Below are 23018 nucleotides of genomic sequence, written 5' to 3' on the forward strand. Positions count from 1 at the left end.
AAAGACGCGTTAGTTGATACGCGTCTTTTTCATGTTCTGATTTTCATAGGAATACCATTCAAACATTTCACCGGCATCTTTTACTTCTACGCCCTTCACAATAAAATGTGTGCCGCCTATTCCAGATGTCGTTGAGGATTGGATGGAAGCTAAGTCTATCCGGCGCTGAAAAAAGGATTGCCTTGTTTCGATGACTTGAATTCTTTTTCGTTTTACAATAAATGTAGATTTAACAATGGTTCTTGCCGACAAAGTAAGCTGTTCTCCATGAATTGCCCATCCTGCATCCTTAAATGCCGCCAGACCGAATAATAGTCCAAGAGGAACTGTGACTAGTGCTAAATAACCCCACGGCTGCAGGAAGAAGCTAAGAAGAGCAGAAATGATCAAAAAAGGAATTGTATAAACAAGGATATAGCCTCTTTTTGCCTTTTTCGGCAATGAATTAAGGCTATCAGCCAAAGAAAAATCTGGTGTGAATTCGTTTAGCATCTGCTGGATTTTCGTTTTTTTAATCAGCGGAAAAAGAATGGCTGAAACATCTTGATCCTTAGCGCTGCCCCCAGCACTTACAATGTGAACAGTTGAATAGCCAAGCGGCTGCCGTAGCAGGTTTTCACTTATTTTTATAGCCTGTATTCTTTCAAGGGGAATCGTGAGCTGGTGTTTCTCAAAAATTCCGCGTGAAATTACCAGGTCTTGTTCTTTTTTTACAACTGTGAAATTGGCAAATTTAAGACATACTCCTACAATGCTAAGAATCCATGCAATGAAAAATGCCAGAAACACAAGGACCGCATAGACTGTAATGCTCGCATTGGAAAGAAAAGCGAAGCGATCTATAATGTCATCAAAGGGAATCAGTTCATCGAATTGCGAGAAAAAAGCAAACGCAGCAGATAAAACCACGCCAATCCCGCTTGAGGTTGATGCAGCGACGAGAAGCTCATTCAACCCAATTTTATAGGTTAAGTATTCTTTCTCTTCTTCTATTGTCTCAATGAATTCATCCTGATTAACCAGCTCTTTTTTTCTTTCCGTTAATGCTTTATTAATTTTGTTGGCCTCTTCTTTTGTAACAGCTGTAAGCACAGCTTCCGCTTCCACTCCGCCGCCCGCTGTTTCAAGCTGCAGTTTCACAAGTCCGAACAGCTGCTGAATAATGCCTGCACTTTCGTTAATTGATTGTATTCTTTCAATCGGGATATACCTTTTCTTTTTTACAAATAAACCATATTCAATCCGCAATTCATTTTCTTCAATTCGATATGTGTATTTCATCCAGCTGATTAAACTAAAGATGATCAAAGCTGCGAGAATAACACCAAGTCCAATAAAAAAATAGAACTTATAGTCATTTACAAAGAAAAGAACAATGACAGGAAATATTCCATCTTTTAATTGTTTGAAAAAGGTCAATATCGCTGATGCAGGATGCAGTCTTCTCGGTTTAGACATCATCTTCCGTCACCCTTGCAAGCTTTGATATAAAGTCACGCAGCTGATCTGCTTCTACCACATCAAGAGCAGGTATCTCATGAACAGTTGCTGCTGTGTGAATTGTGACAGTAGCAAGATTATTTTTTCTGAGCAGCGGTCCTTGCTTTGTGTTGACATGCTGAACCCGCACCATTGGAACAAGCACTCTTTTCACAACAAACAATCCTGACTGTATATCAATTTCGTTTTCATGAACCTCATACCGCCACGTACGGTGCTGTATTTTCGGTGTAATAAAGATAAATATGATCGATAAGATGAGCCATATCCCTAAACTGACAATGGCAATCCACATCGGCCAGTCAAAATAAAGAACAGCAAAAGTGATCCCTCCGGCCACAGATAAAAAAATAAGAGATTGTATAAGTGCGGATAGTTTCCATACTTTTAATGCTTTTTGACTGATTTGAAATTTAGGCGGTTCTCTCATGTTTGTTTCCCCCTGACGTAAAATTCTCTCTTTATATACGTTTTGTGAGTCATTATGTTTCATTATTAGTAAAACATACCAGTTTATTATAAAGGAAAAGAACCATTATTGGATAGTCATCTTACGTAAAATGAGGATCCGTCTATTTTTTCAATATTGGGATAGCTGCACATACTCTCCATCAGCTGAAACAGCGCATCATCCTTTTGCTTCGCTTCTATCATACAGTCCACTTGCTTAACAGTGCCTTTAATTTCATTTAAAAACGCCATAAAAAGCTCTGGATTCACATAATCAGCATGGGCTCTGAATTCTTTTTCATTTCTTGGACTCGAAATATGCATTTTTACAGGAAGAGATGAGTGCTGCCAGGTGCTTACGACACGTTCCCAATGTTTCTCCCAATTCGAATCATCTTCATGGTGTGCCAGGTGATGATGATAATCAAATACTAACGGAATAGCTAATTTTTCACATAAGTAAAGGGTGTCTTGAAGGGTGAATGTCGTATCGTCATTTTCCAGCATAAGCATGTTCTGGATTTTGACAGGTACGAATCCCCAGTTATGAATAAATTGCTCGAGTGCTTTTTCTTTATCATTGTAAGCACCTCCGACATGAATGACACACCTATGCTCGTGAGGTACATTCATTCCCCTTAGCAACGCTTCATGCATGCTTAACGTTCTTAGAGATGTGTTTAATATTTCCGGCTTCGGCGAGTTCAGCAGCACGAAATGATCCGGGTGAAAATCGACTCTCATCCCCGTACGAGAAACCCAGTCCCCAAGCGCTTTAAGCGTTTCTTTAAGAGTTCTCATATATTTAAAATCCTGAATTTCCTGATGGTTTGCCAGTGGAATTAATCTTGAACTGAATCTAAAAAAATGGACGTCATGACCATCGTTATGCTTTAAAATACGAAGACAATTTTCGAGATTCGATCTCGCAATCCTTTCAAGCTTCTCGATTGCAGCTTCCCGGTCTTTAATCCGCTGAAATTGAGAAAACGTCATCGTTTGTGAAGGAGAACAATTCTTGAGATTCACACTCATAGCTACATAACCTAAACGGACCATTGTCATTGCTGTCACCTGCTTTATTAAGGTTATGTATAGATTGTCCGTAATGTAAGGGAATTACCTTTCAAGTGATAGTTTGATTTAGATAATGTGAAACATGGCTTGTGGATAATAATATGGTGAATGCGGAGGAAAGGGCGCTTTTCAGATAATAAACGAAAGACATTAATTTGCAGGGAACAAAACTGACCATTCTTAAAGTTAATTTGTTGTGAAAATGCTTACTTTTCTCAAATTCAGATTGGATTTTGGTCATGCGAGAGCATCTTTCACAGATATTTGGCTTTGTTTTGGGTTTTATCAGTCTACTTCAGGTTTTCTGTGCACTCAACTAAATTCCTATGCGTTAAGCCACTTTTTTTGCGCTATTCCAATTTTCCCCAAACGAGTGCCTGACGCTACCCCCAGTACCCTGTTATTCCAAATTCCGTAGCAGAATACCTTTATTTCCAGCAAAAAATCACTCTTTTCTCCGTTGTCGATTAGTCAGATCAGTTCGACTATTCCGTTTAAAAATCGATCCTCGGCTACTTTCTGTGCGAACATTCAAATTTATGTGCGATACACCTGTTTTCTGTGCACTCAACTAAATTTCTGTGCGTTAAGCCACTTTTTCTGTGCAATCTTCCAGTTTTCTCCTAATGGAGTGACCGAATCTACGCCCAGTGCACCAAGGTTTATCCTTATTTCGAAGCCGCCATTTCTCTGATCCCAAAACTAAAAAAAACGCACCATGCCTAAAGGCACGGTGCGTTACTCATCTATTAGTTAGATGAAGACGAATTTGAGTAGCGTCTTTTGTTGTCTCTGTTCGGCTTGCCGCCTTGTTGTCCGTAAGAACGTTTGTTGTTCTTAGAATGAGGGCGCTGGCCGTCTCTTCTGTTGCGGTTGTTTGAAGAAGAAGACGATGAACGTTTTCCGCCTCTTTTCGCATACATTGGAGCTTCATCTGTTAAGTTAACCGGAGTTTGGTTCGGTTCTTTAGTCATTAATTTGATAGCAGCAGCAAGTACTGATACTTGATCAAACTCTTCGAGAAGAGCTTCAGCTGTGCTCTTATAGAATGACAAGTTCTCATCATTAATTGTTTGGCGAATCTTTTCGATTGAAACAGATTGCTGACCTTCAAGTGCCTCATCAAGAGTTGGAGCTTTCATTTTATCCATTTTACGCTTAGTTGTACGCTCAATGATTTTAAGCATATCCTGTTCTCTTGGAGTTACGAAAGTCATCGCAGCACCTGTTTTGCCTGCACGGCCTGTACGTCCGATACGGTGAACATAGCTTTCAGGATCCTGTGGCACATCGAAGTTGTAAACATGTGTTACACCTGAAATATCAAGTCCGCGTGCAGCAACATCTGTAGCTACAAGCACTTCAATTGCACCTTCTTTAAACTTACGAAGAGCAGACATACGTTTTGCTTGAGTTAAATCACCATGGATTCCTTCAGCAGCATATCCTCTAAGCATAAGAGCTTCAGAAAGCTCATCAACTCTGCGTTTTGTACGTCCGAAAACGATCGCAAGCTCAGGTGATTGAATATCAAGAAGACGTGTTAACACATCAAATTTTTTCTTTTCTTGTACTTCGATGAAGAACTGTTGAATGTTTGAAACAGTCATTTCCTTCGCTTTGACTTTAACAAGCTCAGGATTTGTCATGAATTTTTCAGCAATGCGTCTGATTGCATCAGGCATTGTTGCTGAGAATAACAAAGTTTGGTGTTCAGCAGGAACGTTCGATAAGATTGACTCGATGTCCTCGATGAATCCCATATTCAGCATTTCATCCGCTTCGTCCAATACAACTGTTTGAACGTCTGATAACTTCAATGTTTTACGGTTGATATGGTCAATTAAGCGACCTGGAGTACCAACGATAATATGAGGAGCCTTTTTCAATGAGCGAATTTGGCGATTGATATCTTGACCACCGTAAATCGGTAATACACGAGCGCGTTTCGCAGAACCGATTTTATAAAGTTCTTCAGATACTTGAATCGCAAGTTCGCGAGTTGGAGCAATGATAATCCCCTGAATCTTATCTTGTCTTACATCAATTTTTTCGATAAGAGGAATACCGAATGCAGCTGTTTTACCTGTTCCTGTTTGTGCTTGGCCGATCACATCTTTATTTTGAAGCCCCAGCGGGATCGTTTGGGCTTGGATAGGTGTTGCTTCTTCAAACCCCATTTTGTTAATTGCATCCATTAATAATGGGCTAATACCTAGTTCTTGAAACGTAATTGTCAATTTGTTCTACTCCTTTTAATCTCTATAGCTTCACAGACTTTCATGTATGGTGAAACAAAAAACGCCCCATCGGGCAAAACGTTAGCTTTATAAAAGCCCGTAAACACTTAAAGTTAATCATACCACTTTTTTTACTTTTTTACAACAAGTGCTAAAGATGTGGTTTTATTTTAGACTCATTCTATCTTGTGTTATTAAAAAACTTTCTATTACATCAATTAGCATTGGAAAATCTTCACCGTGACAAACAAGATGCTTTGAACACGGCAAAAAGCACAGCTCCTTCTGATCTGAAGGAATTCTTTCATACAGATATTGGGCGCTTTTTATGGGTACTATACCGTCACATTCCCCTTGAACAATCAAAACAGGTATTGTTATTTTATCCAATATTGGTCGAATGTACCTCACAAGCTTCCTGAATTCAAGTGCAGCAGCCAGCGGTGTTTCAAGTACTTTTTTTCTATATCTTATATAAATTTCACTATTTGCTCCATTTCCTCTTATCGTATCCGTGATGAGTTCTTTTACATCAAGAAGCATTTGCCGCGGATTTAGATAATAGGCAGCAGCACTTAATAAAACTAATTTTTCCACCTGATACTCAGAAGCAAGATATGCAGCTATCAATCCACCCATTGAAAATCCGATAATATAGACTTCTTCGCATTCATTCATTAAATCTCTCAGCTCGTTTTCGGCATGGGCTATCCATTGGGTGAACTGAATTCCCTTCAAACTTGGCACATCTCCATGACCGGGCAGGGTAGGTGCTTTTATCATCCAGTCAGTCTCTTCCTTTAAATGTCTGACAAGAGGCTCAACTTCAAATGGAGCACCGGTAAAACCATGTATACATAGGCATCCCTTCATATCACTCTCTCCCATACATCTTTTTTGATATGCATGCTGTTTTAAATAAAAAAACCCCGGGTATATATAAAGTACCCTGGGTTACTATATTTCAAAACAAAAAGGAGCGTTAACAATGACAGTATTAAAAAACAGCGTGATGGAAGTTATGAGTGAATTGACACCGTATGCACTTGGAATTGCATTAGTTATTTTATTAATAACACCATTTATTTTCTAATAAACATAAGGGCCCTTTTACGTGTAATTCATTTTCCTTTGCTGGCAATCCATTATACATATGCTAATTTATGCTTTTTCTTTTGGATCTAGACAACCGGTATGACCAGTTCTTTGTTTGCTTAGGCAGATATTCTACTTAAACGAGTGCATTTACTACTTCTTCAAGCTTCATGCCTCTTGAGGCTTTTATTAAAACGAGATCTCCTGGATTAGCTGTCTGTTTTAACTGATGAACAAGCTCTTGTTTGTCTTGGTAAACATGCACATGGTTCTTATCCATATTAGTTAAAGCACCCGCAGCTATTTCTGCTCCTAATTTTCCAAACGTGAAAAGATGATCGATTTTCTGTGAATCAATTGTCTTGCCTACCTCTTGATGAAACTTAACTTCAAGATCTTCTCCAAGCTCAAGAATATCTCCAAGGACCAGTATCTTCTGATTGTATCCCTGCATGTCTACAGCCAGCCTGATTGCAGCCTTCATTGAGGTTGGACTTGCATTATAGGCATCGTTAATGACCGCAAGATTGCCTTTTGTTTTTCTTAATTCCAGGCGCATTCCCGTCATTTGAATTTCTTTTAATCCTTCATTTATATTCTCTGGAGAAACGCCCATGTATTCTGCAGCTGCAATTGCTGCAAGCGCATTATTGACATTATGCTTGCCGAGGACAGGCAGAAATAACTTTTCATTGCGGCCCTTTATTTTGAAAAATGTGCCGTTTTCAGTTTGGCTTATTTCTTCAGGAGCGTATTGATTGTGAGCAGATCCTCCAAATGGAATGGATTTAATCGTCATGGATTGAACACGTTCTGTAAGCAATGGTTCATCACCATCATAAATCAGAATACCATCAGGCTTTAGACCGCTGACAATTTCAAGTTTAGCTTCTGCAATTCCTTCTCTTGAACCGAGATTCATTAAGTGAGATTCGCCAATATTGGTAATGATTGCAGCGTCTGGTTTTGCAAGATTTGATAGAAGTTCGATTTCCCCTCTATTGCTCATTCCCATTTCCAGTACAGCTGCTTCAGTATCCTCGCTCATACTCAGGATTGTAAGAGGCAAACCAATGTGATTATTAAAATTGCCTTTTGTTTTATGTACCTTGTATGTAGTGGAAAGCAAGGCTGCGACCATATCTTTTGTAGTGGTTTTCCCGTTGCTTCCTGTTACTCCGACCACTTTCAGCTGCAGCTGCGCCAAATATTCACTTGCTAACTGCTGGAGAGCCTTTAACGTATCGTCTACTAAGATAACGGCACCGAATGATGGCGGATTAGGTTCTGAACGATTCCATAAAGTTGCTGCTGATCCTTCTTGCAGCGCTTTTTCTGCGAAACGGTGTCCGTCAAAGGTTTCGCCGACAATCGGGATGAACAGTGTCCCTGATTCAATCTTTCTAGAATCCGTCAATACTCCTTGAACCATCACTTTTTCTTTATCCGAAGGTAATCCAGATCCATTCACCATCGTTTGTATGTCCAGTAAAGATCGTTGTATCATTTTCAGTTTAGCTCCTTTCGGGGTCTTTCTTTTCATCAATATGTAGAACAAGAAACACTATTCCTATGAATAGTGTTTCCAAGCTTTCTTAAAACGTATGTTTAATTTGCTGTTTTCCTTCATGGCGCTCTAGTGCAAGGTCAACCAGCTTTTCGATCAGCTGAGGATATTCAACGCCTGTATGCTTCCAAAGAAGCGGGAACATGCTGTATGGGGTAAAGCCAGGCATTGTATTTACTTCATTGATAAGGGCTCTGCCGTCCTCCGTTAAGAAAAAGTCAGCTCGCACTAATCCAGATCCATCAATCGCTTTAAATGATTTGATGGCCATTTCTTTTATAAGAGCATACTCTTCTTCCGTAACTTGTGCCGGAATAATCATATCCGTGTCGCCATCTTCGTATTTTGCTTTGTAGTCGTAAAACTCTTTCTTAGGAGCAATTTCACCAACAACAGAACATATTGGCTCATCATTTCCAATCACGCCTATTTCAATTTCGCGACCGATGATACCTTCTTCAATAATAATTTTGCGGTCATATTCGAACGCTTCGCCAAATGCTTTGATTAATGACTCACGATCCTTGCACTTGCTGATTCCGACACTTGATCCCAAGTTTGCAGGCTTTACAAAGCATGGATAGCCAAGCTCTTGTTCAACCGTCTCATACGCTTTTTCAGGTGATTTTGTCCAGTCGCTTTTAATGAATGAAACGTATTTAGCCTGATCTAACCCAGCCTGAGCAAATAAGTTTTTCATGATGATTTTATCCATGCCTGCAGCTGAAGCAAGAACTCCATTGCCTACGTAAGGTATATTCAGCAATTCAAGCATGCCTTGAACCGTTCCATCCTCTCCGTTAGGACCGTGCAGGAGCGGGAATACAACATCAATTTGATCTTGCTGAATTTCATTTTTTGATGGAAATAAATCCTGATTTAAGGCAACAGGCGAAACAATCGTACCTTCCTCTTTAAACTGAAGAGCTTTTACATTTTCTGCTGGCCCCTGCAGCTGCTGGCCGCGGACCCATTCGCCTTTTTCCGAAATGTAAATTGGATGTATGTCAAATTTGTTTGTATCTAATGCTTTTATTACAGCAAGTGCGGTTTGCAATGAAACCTGATGCTCTGCTGACTTGCCGCCGTATAAAAGTCCGACTTTAATTTTCATATGGATATCCCCCTAAAGAAAGTTCATCTCTTCTATATTATCATTTTCAAATCAAATTGTTATAGCCCATCAAGGAATTCTTTATAACATTCGAACGACACGCCTTTTTTCGTCCGCTTTTAACCACCTCATTTTGAGCTTTTTGAGCTATATCACTGATCCTGCCGACTGTTTATGTTTAGTTACCTCATTTTGAGCTTTAACCTGTTTTGGGGCTCCATTCCGATTCTTTGGTTACCTCATTTTGAGTTTTATCCTGTTTCGGGGCTCCATTCCTACTCTTTGGTTACCTCAATCCGGCTTTCAATCTGTTTCGGGACTCCTTACCGGCTCTTTGGTTATCTATTGCAGATCTTAAGCTATTTGAATTGAAGATCTGCTAAACCACATTTCTCCCTTTCCATTCAACGTAGCATCTGACCATAGCACTTAATACCTTTATTTGGACTTGAATAAGCATTTCATGAATGCAAAATTCCCTTTTTGTATTAAAATAAAGGCAAGGAGGCATGATCATGAAGCAAATTACATCGCAAGAACAGTTTCAAAACTTAATTACCCAAGATCAAGAGGTGCTAATCAAATTTTTCGCAGACTGGTGCCCTGACTGTACGAGAATGAATATGTTTATTGATGAAATCATTGAGACTTATTCTAAATATGAATGGTATGAAATCAATAAAGATGAATTCCCAGAGATTGCAGAAACAAACCAAGTAATGGGTATTCCTAGTATCCTGATTTTCAAAAATGGAGAAAAGCTGGGACACCTTCACAGTGCAAATGCAAAAACGCCGGAGCAAGTGACAGAGTTCCTTCAAGAGAAGCTCGCTTAATGTTTTTAGAATTGACAGATTAAACAAATTTCTTTATGATACAACTAATTTCATATGTTTTCTTATCAAGAGAGGTGGAGGGACATGGCCCTTTGAAGCCTCGGCAACGGATCTTTTTTAAAGAAACCGTGCCAATTCCAGCAAACGTTATGTTTGGCAGATGAGATGGATGGAAACTGCAGATTCTGCCTCTCTTCTTAACGAAGGGAGGCTTTTTTTGTAGCTCTTTTCTTAGATAATGATGCAATGAAAAACATTAACTTTCGAAAAGCAGCAAAAGAATGAAAACAATTTCTATTGAAAAGACAGGGAGTGTTCATGGATGAAATACGGTTTTTGGCTGCCGATTTTCGGGGGATGGCTTAGAAATGTAGAAGATGAGAAAATGCCTCCAACATTTGCTTATGCACAAGAGGTTATCCAAAAGGCTGAAAAATGGGGGTATGATACAACCTTGATTGCTGAGTTATACTTAAATGATATTAAAGGGCCTGAGCATGATTCACTTGAAGCTTGGACAACGGCAGCTGCGCTTGCAGCCGTTACAGAGAAAATTGAAATCATGACGGCTGTACGGCCAGGCTTCCACAATCCGGCGGTAACCGCTAAGATGGCAGCTAACATTGATCAAATCAGCAAGGGAAGGTTTACCTTAAATGTTGTATCAGCTTGGTGGGAAGAGGAGGCGCGCCAATATGGCGGGATTTTCACAGAACATGATGCAAGATATGACCGCACAGAAGAATTTATTGAGGTATTAAAAGGGCTCTGGGAAAAAGAAACGTTTACCTATCAAGGCAGCTTTTATCAGCTAAGCAATACACACCTTCATCCCAAGCCTGTTCAAAAGCCAAATCCAATTCTTTACGCAGGCGGTGAAAGCCCGCGCGGAAAAGAAACCATTGCAAAGCATTGTGATGCCTATGTCATGCATGGCGGAACCGCCTACGAGATTACTAGAAAAGTTGACGATATGAAAAAGTTAAGAGCTTCTTTTCAAGCAAAACCGTTTCAGTCCTTTGGAATGGCTGCTTATATTGTCTGCAGGGAAACGGAAGCAGAAGTTCAGCAGGAGCTTGAGAGAATCACTCATCTCAAGGAATCATCGGCTTATTCAGGATATAAGGATTTCACAACAAAATCTCAGCTTGAACAAAAGCTCGAACTCTATGATTATTCTGTGTCCAATCGCGGACTTCGCCCAAATCTAATTGGAACTCCTGAACAAATTGCAGATAAGATTCTTCAGTACGAAGAGGCTGGCCTTGACTTGCTGCTGCTTCAATTTTCACCTCAACTTGAAGAAATGGAACGTTTTTCAAAGCAGGTTATGCCTTTGGTTGAAGAAAAGAGAAAAGACATCGTAAAAGAAAGCACACACTCTTAAATGAGTGTGTGCTTTACAATTTTCTTGCTTCATATGTAATTGTTTGCCCTGCATGATCAGGAGCCTTTCCATATGTATAATCAGCAGATATCACGATATCCGTAAATCCAAGCCGTTCTAAAATCAGTTTGAATTCACGTACCCCGTACCATCTCATTGCTAATCGCTGCAGTTCTGTGTCAATCAGTTTTCCATTCTGCCACTTTTCATATTTCAAAAAGCTGACGGAATACTGATCAATGAAGTTTACTTCAACTCTCTTTGATTCCATAGTAATGATGTTTTGCTCTGGGGTCTGCCAAGACTTTGTAATGACCTCATTCAGCTCTGTGTCATGCTGTAAGTAAAGATCAAGAATCAGGCGTCCATCAGGTGCCAGATGCTCATGAAATTTCTTCAGTGCAAGGATTGATGATTTCCGGTCTTCAATCAGCAAAAAAGTTCCTGCTGGAATAATGATTGCCTCGTATGAACGCGGCAGTTTCAGCTCACACATGCTCATTTCAAGGAGAACCGGTGAAAGCCCTCTTTCCTCACAGCGCCTTTTGCAAGATTCCAGCATAACGGGAGAAGTATCGATTCCCTCTATTCTCAGACCGTCTTCAAGCAAAGGAATATACATACGTCCCGATCCTGTTCCCGGCTCTAAAATCCGGCCTTTAATCCCTGATAGACGTTCACGATAATATTCAACATCGCCAAAAGAATGGCCGACTGGTTTGTCTAAATCGTACACTTCAGCTGCCAGATGACTATAAGAGCTGAACATAGTTTCACCCTCCCTAGTATGATGCATGTTATTATTAATAGCCTTTTTAGGTTTCCTCATACATTCGGAATGCATTAATCAAACGTTTGTTTAAATTTTGCGGGACCGATGGCTATTGCGTTTCACAATGTAATAGCCGATTCCCGCTAGAACCATGATGATAACCATTGGAATAATGTAAGGCTCAGCAACATGCTTTATTTCCGTCCAATTTGTGCCAAGCTGTATTCCAAGATATAAAAAGAAAATGGTCCAAGGAATCATGGCAGCAGCTGTATAAACCGAAAATTGCCATAATGGCATCTTTGCAATTCCGGCTGGAATCGAAATGGCATGCCGTACTATGGGTATAAATCTGGCTGTGAAAATAACACCAGCGCCATATTTTTGAAACCAATTCTCTGAAAGATCCAGGTGATGCTTATTAATAAATAGATATTTTCCGAATTTCTCAAGGAACGGTCTTCCGCCGTAATACCCCATCCAATACAGAAATAACTGGGCAAACGTCCCTCCTATAACCCCGGCGATCACTGCTCCAGCAAACTCGATTTGCCCAAGTGATATTAAATAGCCTCCATACCCTAACACAATCTCGCTCGGAATAATCTCAATCATTAATCCTAATGCAATTCCGTAATAGCCTAAATCCGCCAGCACCTCTAAAAGTGAATAAATAAATTCCTTCATATATTCTCCTCTGATTCATCTGTTTTTTAAGTAAGCATCCGTTTATCTCATACATTTTTAGATATCGGGTGATTAAATTTTGAAATCGGTTCGGATCACACGGGCTTTTCGAAGCGTTTCAAAAACAATGACACATGCAGGGCCAGCGAATAATCCGATGAATCCAAGCAATTTAAAACCGATGAATAGGCTGATCAGCGCTGCTAAAGGCGTAATTCCCATACTGCTTGAGAAGATTTTTGGTTCAATCACTCTTCTGACAACAGTGATGACTAAGAAGAGAATCACTAACCCAAGCGATAAGGCCTGGTCATTTTGGAAAAATGCGTAGATTGCCCATGGGACAAGGAAAGATCCAGTTCCTAGAATCGGCAGAATATCCACTATGACAATCAAGAGGGATAAGACAGCCGTATAGGGAACACCAAGTATGGAAAGCCCTGCAAACGCCATGACAAAGGTAAGTGCACTTAAAAAAATCTGTGCTTTCACAAAGCCAATTCCCGCTTTATTTAATTCATCAAGGATAAGAGTCAGTTTTTCTTTCGTTTTCTCAGTTAAGCTGTTTGCAATCATCTTTTTTAATCGCGGCAGCTCAAGGCTGAATAAGTACAAAGCAATTAGATAAATAAGGACTTCGAACATAAATCCCGGCAGAAACGCAATAAAATCAAGCAAGCTGTTTAAAAAGCCGTTGACACCCTCTTCAAACGACTTCATCCCGTTTGTAAACGATTCTTCAAGCGATTGAACAACCCCATTAGGAATGGTTTCCTGCACCTGTTCCCATTTCGTTAACGTTGGCTGAATGATATTGGAATAAATATCTTCAATGATTTGAGGCAGACTTTTTGCAAATGAAACAAATTGATCGAATACAACTTTAACAGTAAAGTAGCCAATTATACCCAACAGCGCCACATAACCCGTAAAAGCACTAAAAACAGCAAGACCCCGTCCGAATTTCATATGCTTTTGCATCCTCTGCACAAGTCCTTCGAGTAAAAGTGCGGTAATTAGTGCAAGCAGAAGAGATATGCAGAGCGGCAAAAGGATGATTGCGATTAGAATTAACACACTCAGCAAAATCCATTTTTTCTTGTTCACCTTTTCGTTTCCCCTTTTAATATTGGCTCTTATCTAAAACATTGTTGGTTTACAATCGTATTTAGTGCGTCTAATCATTATGTACAGGCGGATTTCAATCGATTTTATTAGAAAAGAGCAAGAAACCCTACTACTAACAGTCGTGAATGAGTCTTAATACGAAAAACAACAATCTTAGCGAACACAGCCTTAATATATATGCTTGTTTGTTTTATTATAATCTATTATTTGGCAATCAAGTTATGAGATATAAAAAAAAGCAAGCCATTTTCCGGCCTGCTTTTTAGATCATTTATCGGGAAGAAACGGTTTTTACTGCGGCTTTCATTAATACGAACCATCCTAGTCCGAGAAAGATCAATCCGACTGCAATCAAATATGCATACTGGAGAATAGCCTGATCGCCTCCAAATTCAAAAACAAGTTTAATAAACACATCACGGATACTCGGAATAAAAATTAGTACGGCTGCAAATCCAACTGCAGCATATCCTCCAATTAAGCCTTTATTAGCGAAAATCAGTAAATTACTTTCCAATTTCCGTGATTTACTTTCTTTTTTACATTTGCCTCCTAATTCGACGCCTTCAAATCACGCTCAAATAAAAGACAGGCGATCCCGGGATCGCCTGTCTTTATGATACTTTTTCTAAAGTAACCTTGATGACTTTTTTTGTTTTCTCGTTGTATTCGATGAAAACAAAAACCTCAAATGGTTTGTTATTCTCTTTGAGAGTAAGTTTAAAGGTTTCAATTGATGTTTCTCCTTTTCGCTTTTTTCCAACGTGGAGGTAGTCTACAATCTGGGCATCAGGGAACGTTTCCTTCGCCTTTTTCATTGCCTCTCTTCCGAATTCTTCATAGGATTGCGTTTTTGTTTCGGCATGACCTTGAACAGGAAGCACGCTGGCACTGACTGCCATACAAAAAATCAGAAAGATATTCATACCTATTTTCATTTACAATCCCCGCTTTCTTTTTCCTTAGGTTTTGTAAATGAGTGGATTCTATGCATTCATCTCTTTTATCATAAATACTTGTTCTGCTTTTTCAACAAACCCAATATTCCCCAAAACCTCATGGGCGACCTGGTTTGACTTAGACAGATTGACTGCTGTGCGGTGGAGTTCATCATTGTGTGAAAACGCGAATGCCTCGTGGAGCAGGGATCGAACGATGGTTTCTTGCTCCTGATGGTCTGGTCTTGCTTCACATTGAAATAAAAGAATATCTGATAGCTTTCCCTCATCATCATACTTCCGTTTTGACAAGGCAAATCCGATTGTCTCTCCAGTTTCATCTATCGCTAGAACGGATTCCCCGTCCCGAATATTTTGCCACTGCACCTGCCATGGAATTTGTTTTTTGTAAAAAGAGATATCCTGCACTTCGTGTGGTTTTTTCACCTGAATGGAGAATCCGCTGTTTGGTTTCTCAACATTTATTGGTGCAGAATGCCCAAGATGCGCAATTCGATCAATAATTTTATAGCCCATTTTTTCATAGAGCTTAATGGCACGATTATTATGAGATACAGCTTCAAGGGTAGCTATATCTACTTCTTCTTTTTCATAGAGTGACAGAACCTCTTCCATCATCTTTACTCCTACTCCCTTGCTGCGGTACTCAGGAGCCACACCGGTTCCCCCATTCCATGCTACTTTCTTGCCATTGATTGTTCTGATTCCATTTAAAATAAGACCAACAGGTTTTGCCTCATGGAAGGCGACCACGGATAAAACTGGAGATAGATTTTCAAGCACCATTCGATTAAAAAAGTTTTCAATAGATAGTGTCATATCAAAATAGTATCCCTCAAAGCCTCTGTTCCAGGCAGTCAAAGCTTCTTCAAGTGTACATTGGGATAATCGCTTCATTGTGATCATGACATCCCTCTTTTCTTAATTGCTTCCCAGAATTCCTCAGCTAAAACGCCCATTAAGATATTGTCATGAAACTCACCTTCATAAAAAAGGTCTCCTCGAATGACCCCTTCCTGTTTAAAACCGAGCTTTTCATAAGACCTTTTTGCTCTTTCATTGAAGTGATACACATTCAGCCCAATCCGGTGGAGTCCCAAGTTATGAAAACCATGTTCGAGAATTAATTTCATTGCTTCTGTTCCAAGCCCTCTTCCTCGCTGCTTTTCATCGTTTAAGGCGATTCTGACACTGGCATTTCGATTTAAAAGGTCCATATCCAGCAAAGCAAGATCGCCTATCGGTTCGTCTGTTTCCTTTAACACAATGACAAGATCCATTCTATTTTTGTCCAGTGCAAAGCTTTCATATGCCTTTTCGATTTTTTCCATTGTAAAAAACGTTTGCGTCCCGGTAAGCCTGCGAATCTCTTTGTCTTGAACAGATTCAAAGACCATCTCAAAGTCTTCTTTTCTAAAAGGACGCAAATAGACATTTTCTCCTTCTAAAAACCTCATCAAACTTCCCCTTTTTTTAGATACATTAGGACCATTTCTTCTAATGCACAAATTTGTTTTTGAAAAGGATAGCTCTCGCCGATAACTGAATAGTGCAGGCATATACCGTCAATGGATCCCCACACCATAGACGACACAAGCCCTGGATCAGCATCGTCTTTAAATTCATGCTGTCTGATGCCTTCCTCAATAATCTCGATTAAAAGCGCTTGATAAACGTTTTGATAGCGATCTGTTATGACTTCCTTCAGCTCTTCATCACGCCCGGAATGAATCCAGAATTCAAGATGAACCCCAATCATTCTTTGCCATTTTTGCGATAGCTCGATATCTGCATAATTTGTGAAAAACTGATGCAGCTTCTTTATCGCCGACTTGCTCTCTAAAAAACTGGTTTTCAGCTTGTTAATATTCTGCTCTGTTCGCAACTGCATCAGCTGCATATAAATGTCTTCCTTGCTTTTGAAATAGTTGTAGATAGCACCTTTGCTTAATCCGGATTCAGCGACAATATCGTCGATCGTCGCAAGCTGGAAGCCTTTTTCACCAAATGCCTTAAGCGCACTTTCTAAGATATGCTGTTTCTTTTTCTCCTTGTATTCCTCTGTTACGATCGGAGCCACGAATTCACCTTCTTAGGATGATGGTCAAATTAATAAACCGACTGTATAGTCTATTTTATTCTATTATAGATATAAAATTCAAATAATTTCGATAAAATTTTTTAATAAAAACTACCATTTGACTTTTGCACTTTTACCCCTTAATGTAGAAAAGGTCATTTTTTAAACACACATATATCTTCTTATTAAGAGAGGCAGAGGGACTGGCCCTGTGATGCCTCGGCAGCGGACTCGGATTTCGAGTGCTGTGCCAATTCCAGCAAGCTTTGCGCTTGAAAGATGAGAAGAGGTTTATTCCATTCCGGATTTAAGATCTCTTCTCCTTTAGAAGAGATCTTTTTTTATAAAAAGAAAGGTGGTACACATGGATAAAAAAGGAAATGGACTTGCTTTATTGCCATTGATAATATTTCTTGCCCTATTTGTAGGATCTGGAATCATTACAGGCGATTTTTATAAAATGCCAATACTTGTTGCAATTATCATTGCAGCTGGAGCAGCTCTTATGATGAATCGGAAAGAGACGTTCACTGCAAAGGTTGAGAATTTTGCTAAAGGTGCAGGTCATCCCGACTTAATGATTATGGTCTTTATTTTTATTTTAGCCGGTGCATTCTCAGAAGCTGCAAAGGGAATGGGTGCTGTTGAATCCACAGTTAACCTTGCTCTATCTATTCTGCCGCAAAGCTTTTTGATCGTTGGACTTTTTATCATTGCAGCCTTTATTTCACTTGCTATGGGTACTTCAATGGGAACCATTGCTGCCTTGGCTCCAATTGGAGTCGGCATCAGTGCAGAGGCTGATATCTCGATTGCCCTCGCAATGGCTGCGGTTATAGGCGGAGCGATGTTCGGTGACAACTTATCTTTTATTTCAGATACAACCATTGCAGCAGTTCGGACACAGCAGACAGAAATGAGAGATAAGTTCAAGGTAAACTTTTTCATTGTATTGCCTGCTGCCATCATTACGTGTGTTGTTTTAATTTTGATTACACATGGCAGCCAATCTCCTGTTTCACCTGGAGATTTCAGTTTTATTAAGATGATTCCGTATATTGCGGTTCTAATCACAGCTCTGCTTGGAATGAATGTCATTATCGTATTAACTGGAGGCATTCTTTTGAGCGGAATTATCGGGTTATCTGATGGGAGCTATCAATTAACGAGCTTTTTTCAAAAAATAACGGAGGGTATCATGGGGATGGCCGAACTAGTCATTCTTTCCCTCTTAATTGGCGGTATGGTTGAACTGATTAAACGAAACGGAGGCATTCACTTTATTTTAGATGCGATGACACGCAGAATATCTTCTAAAAAGGGTGCTGAATTTGCCATTGCCGGTCTAGTCAGTACGACAAACCTTGCGACGGCGAATAATACCATCTCTATTATTGCAGCAGGTCCGCTCGCAAAAGATATGGCCGATACGTATGAAATCGATAAACGCAAATCTGCCAGTCTATTGGATATTTTCTCTTGCAGTATACAGGGTTTAATTCCTTATGGTGCTCAAATGCTTACTGCAGCTCAGTTTGCTTCGATTTCACCAACAGATATCCTGCCTTATTCGTTTTATCCGATTTTGATTGCATTATGCGGAATTGTGTCCATCCTTATTCGATATCCGAGATTCAAAGCAGTTCGTTAAGTTTTATATAAAGGCTGTTTTCGCATTGATTGTTATTATTGGTTATTCATTGTACCCGTGGATTTCCGCTGCAGGCACTTGCTTTCCGGGGAGGGATGGGAGCCTCTATTTCCCGCAGGAGTCAAGTGCCTTCTGCTACAATCCACTAAAGGTTTAAACCATTTTTTCTAAAAGCAGCAAACTTTACGAAAAGAGCCTATATAAAAGCGTCCGTCGCACGGACGCTTTTTGTTTATGGTTGAAAAAAACACCAGAAAACCAAAGGCTCTGATGATTCCTTCTATTATTGAATTGAAAATTTTTCTTTCTCTAATAGTTCTTCAGGTTTTTCCCCAATCGGATCATCATGGAAATATTCCCGAATTACACCATCTTTCAGATAGTTGGCGATTGACACCATAATCATCCCCTGATCCAGTGCAAGATATGCTTTTGCTACCTCACCCGTCTGTACATTTACTGAATCATAAAATCCGTATTTGCTGTAGGTTTTTAATTTTTTTAGTGCTTTAATGTTTTTATGTGCTTCCCTTGGTGCATATTCTAAAGCGAGGAACGTCGCATGAGCAGTAACTGTTGCGCCATCCTTGTAACCGGAAGTACCAAGTGGCGTTGCCGCAAACTCACTGTATCCCTCAGGCGTCGCAGCTGGAGAGAATCCCCACGCAGGGTAGCCCTTCTCTTTTGCAAAAGCGACTTGAAGATCCACATGACGCTTGTTATTTAATCCTAGTGCATCTTTCCCAAGCTCTTTTTCCTTTAAGACGATCCCAGGCATGAGTCCTTCAAACATACTGCCCCCCCAGCTCGGAACAAACTTTACATCTTGGTAAGTGTAATGCCCTTCATATACTGTTACTCCATCATATTCTGCGTTTTGGCCTTCTGGAATTTGCGCCTGCCAGTCCCATTCTCTTGGCATTGTCCGGTACATTTTCCACCAGTGCTCACTTGGCACATCCCCTTTGCCGATGGAAATATAGCTCGCAACACGAGGCTCTGTGTAGAACAATCCGTAATGATGATCGGTGAGCTTTCCTTGTGCTGCATCGTATCCTCCGCGGAACTGTCCCACTTGCGGGTCATAGAGAGTAGTATAGTTCATATCATTAACCAACTTGCTTGTCTGAGAGTTTAACTCCTCATACGCTTGTCCGACAACGATTAATCCCGCTGACAGCCATCCATTGTCCACCTGGGAGATAAATTGGCCCCATTCCTTCTTAAGTGAGCCATCATTCGTGTTATACCAATTATAAAATAATCCATTCCACTTTTCTAATTTTTCCAGTGTATTTAATGTCAGCTGAATGCGCTTAACTGCTTCACTCTTTGAAATAAAGCCCATTTCTTGAGCAGAAACCGTACTCATCATGTACATTCCGATATTTGTAGGCGATGTATGAGTCGCATCCTTTTTACCAGTTTCCGTATATCGCGTTTCATCATAAGTAAGTCCAGTTTTCGGATCCGTGTGATCCTGAAAATAGGTATAGGTCTTCTTTGAGATCGCTTTCAATTCTGCCCGAAAAGCACGGTCGTTTCCTTCATCTCCAGCGGATGCAGATGGGACAACCAATAGATTAACTAAAAGACTGAACATGAAAAGTAAACTTAACCAATTTGCTTTATTCATTATTTACCCCTTTCAATTCATTTTGGTGCAATCGAAACGTTTCACCAACATTTTATCATATACTTATAACTGGTTTAAGTATTATTCTCAATTTTCTGTTATTTGGTTCTTTAGAAGGATATGACAGAACAAACGCTGTCCCATTCAAATGAGTGACCACACTAATAGAACACCACTTTTTAAAAATGAGAAAAGCAGCGCGATTTCAAATTAGAAATCCCACTGCCTTTCTTTTTTCTATAAGGACGCAAAAGAAACATTTTTCTAGCTATGTTCTCCTTTTTGGGTCAATCCGTGCAAGAGAAATTGAATCGTATACTCTTTTTCCGCTTCATCATCCCAGTTCAGATCTGGCAGGATAATAAACCTTCCAATCAAGAAACCCATGATCGTGGTGATGATCATCCGCAGAACAGTTTCAGGCGGGAGATCGATAATTTCCCCTTTTTCCTGAAAATGTGTAATCAGCTGTTTCAATTTCTCCACCGCATGTTCTTCAACGACTTTACGGAGTTCACCTCTGAATTCTTCATGGAAAAAGGCTTCCTGCAGTAAAATCTTGATGACAGGGTGGTTCTTTTTTATAAAATCATACCGGTTTTCAAGAATGTACCGCAGCATCTGTTCAACGTCCTGATGGTTCTGCTTCGTAACGTCCTGGAGAAAATTCCTTACTAAAAAAGGAGCGATAAACTTTGTAATGGTAGGCATGACAATCGCGAACAGCAAATCCTTTTTCGTTTGATAATGACGGAAAATAGTTCCTTCCGCAACTCCTGCTTTTTTGGCGATTTCACTTGTTGATGCTGCGGCAAACCCTTTATCTGCAAAAATTTCAATTGCTGCTTCGACTACCTTTTTTTGTTTTTCACTCATCTTTACATCTTCGTCTGTAAGCTTTAAAAGCTCTTCAATGGAAAACTGATTGCTCATCTTTTAAAACTCCTCAATTATATATGCCCTTATTATAAATGAAAATGATAGAACAAGCATTATAGCCTTCTTACCTTTTTCAAAGCAAAGATATTAAGAATCAGAAAAAAGAGTGAAAAGCCAAGGAGTATATAGACATTCTGCGCAATCTCGTGCCAGCCATACCCTTTTATCATGATTCCCTGCAGTGCCTCAGCCCCATATCTAAGCGGCATGGCATAACTAATTGACTGCAGCCACTCTGCCATTGTTTCTAATTTAAAGAGACCTGAAAAGAATACTTGCGGCACAATGACCAGAGGGATGAATTGGAACATTTGCAGTTCATTGTTTGCGAATGTTGATAGCAGCGTTCCCAGTGTCAAAGATGTCATCGCCAGCAGAAATGTGATAAGCAATACATAAAAATAAGACCCTTCCATCATCATGTCCAGCACACTGATCGAATATGCCGAAATCAAAATAGCCTGAAACGTCGTGAAAATTCCGAAACCGATTACGTATCCAAGGACGAGCTCCCAGCGTTTAAGCGGAGTAGCCATAATCCGGTCCAGTGTCCCGCTGGTTCTTTCCCGCAGAAATGAAACACCTGCAATTAAGAAAACAAAGAAAAAGATAAATACGCCAATCAGGACTGGACCAATGTAATCAAAAGACGTCATTTCATCAGAACCATGCAAGTAGTTCACAGATGATTGAGCCTGCTCATCCGGCTGTGCGCTTTTTTGAATGAGACCCAGCACCGCTTGACTTACACCAGGGTCAGAGCCTTCTAATGTAATCTCTTTTTCTCCTTTATCGAAAGAAAGAAATGCGTCTAAATCGTCTGCTTCAATAAATTCTTCTGGACTATTTTCTTCGTATTCTTTTACCTTGATATCATTCTCTTCGAACGCTGTTATCAATTGCTCCGGTGTCCCATGTACACCAAGTTTGGGAGAATATGCATCGCTGTCAAAAATAAAGTTCATCAAGGTCAGGATAAAAAGCGGAGCGATCAGCATTAAGGCAAGCGTCCGTTTATCGCGGTAAAATTGCTGTATAATTCTAATGACTATTGCTTTTACCCTCATCCTCTTACACCTCCATATGCTAAAAACGCTTCTTCAATGGTGGCTGCCTTCGTATCGGCCTTAAGCTGCTGCGGAGTGCCTGAAGCAATCAATACCCCTTCACGGATGAACCCGATCCGATCACACTTTTCAGCCTCATCCATCACATGCGTTGTGACGACAATAGTCGTTCCAGTACGTCGGATATTCTCAAGCTCCTCCCAAATCGATTGACGCAAAATCGGATCGATTCCAACTGTCGGCTCATCCAGAACGAGAATTTGCGGTTCATGCAGCATGGAAATCGCAAGCGATAAACGGCGCTTCATTCCGCCGGAATAATCACCTGCCCGTTTAGAAGCATGCTCAGATAGGTTAACGAGATTCATCACATATTCAATTCTCTCTTTTTTTATTTTTCCTTTCAGACCGCTGAGCGCTGCAAAAAAAGCAATGTTTTCTTTTCCTGTAAGCTCGCCGTATAAAGCATCAGATTGTGCCATGAATCCGATTTTTTGCAGAGAATCCAGATTCGGCATCTTTACCCCGAGAACCTTTGCTTCACCTTTACTTGCTTCTTCTATGCCTACAATCATTTTAATTAACGTTGTTTTACCAGACCCAGAAGGTCCAAGCAGAACGAAGATTTCTCCCTTCCCTACTGAAAATGAAACGTCTTTTATGACCTCTTTTTTAGCAAATGACTTTGAAACAGAATGGAGAACGATGCTCATTTCATTCATATGAAGCTCCTCTCTAAATAAAAGTGAGTAATCACTCACTAACAATGTAATCCATATTCCGATATTTGTAAAGTGAGTAATCACTTTTTATTAAAAACTAAAACAGCGAAC

At 40.0% G+C, this 23018-nt stretch carries 22 protein-coding genes and 2 riboswitches; of the genes, 3 read left to right on the forward strand and 19 right to left on the reverse strand.

Annotated elements, in window-relative coordinates; all coding sequences use genetic code 11:
• Positions 1-9 precede the first annotated feature (9 nt).
• From CYJ36_RS21010 to CYJ36_RS21040, 7 genes are all read right to left on the reverse strand, one after another.
• A complete protein-coding gene (locus tag CYJ36_RS21010; RefSeq protein WP_101569214.1) occupies positions 10-1461 on the reverse strand; it encodes a PH domain-containing protein in 1452 nt (483 codons plus the stop codon).
• Positions 1451-1930 (reverse strand): PH domain-containing protein, encoded by a 480-nt coding sequence (locus CYJ36_RS21015; RefSeq protein ID WP_101569215.1) that lies wholly within the window; start codon positions 1928-1930, stop codon positions 1451-1453. The genes CYJ36_RS21010 and CYJ36_RS21015 overlap by 11 nt, the downstream gene beginning before the upstream one ends.
• A gap of 116 nt (positions 1931-2046) precedes the next feature.
• The gene (gene uvsE / locus CYJ36_RS21020; RefSeq protein WP_101569216.1) at positions 2047-3015 is read right to left on the reverse strand and encodes a UV DNA damage repair endonuclease UvsE; all 969 of its coding nucleotides are present in this window, start codon (positions 3013-3015) and stop codon (positions 2047-2049) included.
• Between the two features lie 761 nt (positions 3016-3776).
• A complete protein-coding gene (locus tag CYJ36_RS21025) occupies positions 3777-5267 on the reverse strand; it encodes a DEAD/DEAH box helicase (RefSeq protein ID WP_142382732.1) in 1491 nt (496 codons plus the stop codon).
• A gap of 165 nt (positions 5268-5432) precedes the next feature.
• The gene (locus CYJ36_RS21030; protein WP_308315390.1) at positions 5433-6155 is read right to left on the reverse strand and encodes an alpha/beta hydrolase; all 723 of its coding nucleotides are present in this window, start codon (positions 6153-6155) and stop codon (positions 5433-5435) included.
• A 343-nt stretch (positions 6156-6498) separates the two neighbouring features.
• Entirely contained in the window at positions 6499-7869 is a 1371-nt protein-coding gene (locus tag CYJ36_RS21035) for a UDP-N-acetylmuramoyl-tripeptide--D-alanyl-D-alanine ligase (RefSeq protein ID WP_101569218.1), read from the reverse strand.
• An 88-nt stretch (positions 7870-7957) separates the two neighbouring features.
• Positions 7958-9043, reverse strand: coding sequence for a D-alanine--D-alanine ligase (locus CYJ36_RS21040; RefSeq protein WP_101569219.1), 1086 nt, complete (start codon positions 9041-9043; stop codon positions 7958-7960).
• 515 nt (positions 9044-9558) lie between these two features.
• Here CYJ36_RS21040 and CYJ36_RS21045 point away from each other — a divergent pair.
• Together CYJ36_RS21045 and CYJ36_RS21050 are read left to right on the forward strand one after the other, a co-directional pair.
• A complete protein-coding gene (locus CYJ36_RS21045) occupies positions 9559-9879 on the forward strand; it encodes a thioredoxin family protein (protein WP_101569220.1) in 321 nt (106 codons plus the stop codon).
• Between the two features lie 59 nt (positions 9880-9938).
• Positions 9939-10046, forward strand: a riboswitch (SAM riboswitch).
• A gap of 155 nt (positions 10047-10201) precedes the next feature.
• Complete coding sequence (locus CYJ36_RS21050) at positions 10202-11266, forward strand: LLM class flavin-dependent oxidoreductase (RefSeq protein WP_101569221.1); 1065 nt, start codon at positions 10202-10204, stop codon at positions 11264-11266.
• A gap of 13 nt (positions 11267-11279) precedes the next feature.
• On the opposite strand, the gene CYJ36_RS21055 is transcribed toward CYJ36_RS21050, so the two are convergent.
• The 8 genes from CYJ36_RS21055 to CYJ36_RS21090 all read right to left on the reverse strand — a co-directional run bounded on the left by CYJ36_RS21055 (position 11280) and on the right by CYJ36_RS21090 (position 16892).
• A complete protein-coding gene (locus CYJ36_RS21055) occupies positions 11280-12035 on the reverse strand; it encodes a class I SAM-dependent methyltransferase (RefSeq protein ID WP_101569222.1) in 756 nt (251 codons plus the stop codon).
• 90 nt (positions 12036-12125) lie between these two features.
• Entirely contained in the window at positions 12126-12725 is a 600-nt protein-coding gene (locus CYJ36_RS21060) for a DedA family protein (protein WP_101569223.1), read from the reverse strand.
• Positions 12726-12797: 72 nt separating this feature from the next.
• Positions 12798-13832, reverse strand: a complete 1035-nt coding sequence (ytvI, locus tag CYJ36_RS21065) for a sporulation integral membrane protein YtvI (RefSeq protein ID WP_101569224.1) — start codon at positions 13830-13832, stop codon at positions 12798-12800.
• 292 nt (positions 13833-14124) lie between these two features.
• Entirely contained in the window at positions 14125-14370 is a 246-nt protein-coding gene (locus CYJ36_RS21070; protein ID WP_101569225.1) for a hypothetical protein, read from the reverse strand.
• Positions 14371-14467: 97 nt separating this feature from the next.
• Complete coding sequence (locus tag CYJ36_RS21075) at positions 14468-14791, reverse strand: DUF3889 domain-containing protein (RefSeq protein ID WP_101569226.1); 324 nt, start codon at positions 14789-14791, stop codon at positions 14468-14470.
• A gap of 48 nt (positions 14792-14839) precedes the next feature.
• Positions 14840-15718 (reverse strand): GNAT family N-acetyltransferase, encoded by an 879-nt coding sequence (locus tag CYJ36_RS21080; protein WP_101569227.1) that lies wholly within the window; start codon positions 15716-15718, stop codon positions 14840-14842.
• Positions 15715-16269 (reverse strand): GNAT family N-acetyltransferase, encoded by a 555-nt coding sequence (locus CYJ36_RS21085; protein ID WP_180850522.1) that lies wholly within the window; start codon positions 16267-16269, stop codon positions 15715-15717. The genes CYJ36_RS21080 and CYJ36_RS21085 overlap by 4 nt, the downstream gene beginning before the upstream one ends.
• On the reverse strand, positions 16269-16892 hold the full coding sequence (locus tag CYJ36_RS21090) for a TetR/AcrR family transcriptional regulator (RefSeq protein ID WP_101569229.1): 624 nt from the start codon (positions 16890-16892) through the stop codon (positions 16269-16271). The genes CYJ36_RS21085 and CYJ36_RS21090 overlap by 1 nt, the downstream gene beginning before the upstream one ends.
• 179 nt (positions 16893-17071) lie before the next feature.
• A riboswitch (SAM riboswitch) is annotated at positions 17072-17178 on the forward strand.
• A 78-nt stretch (positions 17179-17256) separates the two neighbouring features.
• On the opposite strand from CYJ36_RS21090, the gene CYJ36_RS21095 reads away from it, so the two are divergent.
• Positions 17257-18543, forward strand: a complete 1287-nt coding sequence (locus CYJ36_RS21095; RefSeq protein WP_101569230.1) for a Na+/H+ antiporter NhaC family protein — start codon at positions 17257-17259, stop codon at positions 18541-18543.
• A gap of 283 nt (positions 18544-18826) precedes the next feature.
• Here the strand turns inward: CYJ36_RS21095 and CYJ36_RS21100 are convergent, their stop codons facing one another.
• The 4 genes from CYJ36_RS21100 to CYJ36_RS21115 all read right to left on the reverse strand — a co-directional run bounded on the left by CYJ36_RS21100 (position 18827) and on the right by CYJ36_RS21115 (position 22898).
• Positions 18827-20179 carry a glucoamylase family protein gene (locus CYJ36_RS21100; RefSeq protein WP_101569231.1) on the reverse strand — a complete coding sequence of 451 codons (1353 nt, stop codon included), beginning with the start codon at positions 20177-20179 and terminating at the stop codon, positions 18827-18829.
• Between the two features lie 264 nt (positions 20180-20443).
• Positions 20444-21112, reverse strand: coding sequence for a TetR/AcrR family transcriptional regulator (locus CYJ36_RS21105; protein WP_101569232.1), 669 nt, complete (start codon positions 21110-21112; stop codon positions 20444-20446).
• A 59-nt stretch (positions 21113-21171) separates the two neighbouring features.
• On the reverse strand, positions 21172-22185 hold the full coding sequence (locus tag CYJ36_RS21110; protein WP_101569233.1) for an ABC transporter permease: 1014 nt from the start codon (positions 22183-22185) through the stop codon (positions 21172-21174).
• Positions 22182-22898 (reverse strand): ABC transporter ATP-binding protein, encoded by a 717-nt coding sequence (locus CYJ36_RS21115; RefSeq protein ID WP_101569280.1) that lies wholly within the window; start codon positions 22896-22898, stop codon positions 22182-22184. The genes CYJ36_RS21110 and CYJ36_RS21115 overlap by 4 nt, the downstream gene beginning before the upstream one ends.
• Positions 22899-23018: the final 120 nt, after the last annotated feature.

The organism is Bacillus sp. UMB0893 (assembly GCF_002858905.1).
GTDB lineage: Bacteria > Bacillota > Bacilli > Bacillales > Bacillaceae > Bacillus_P.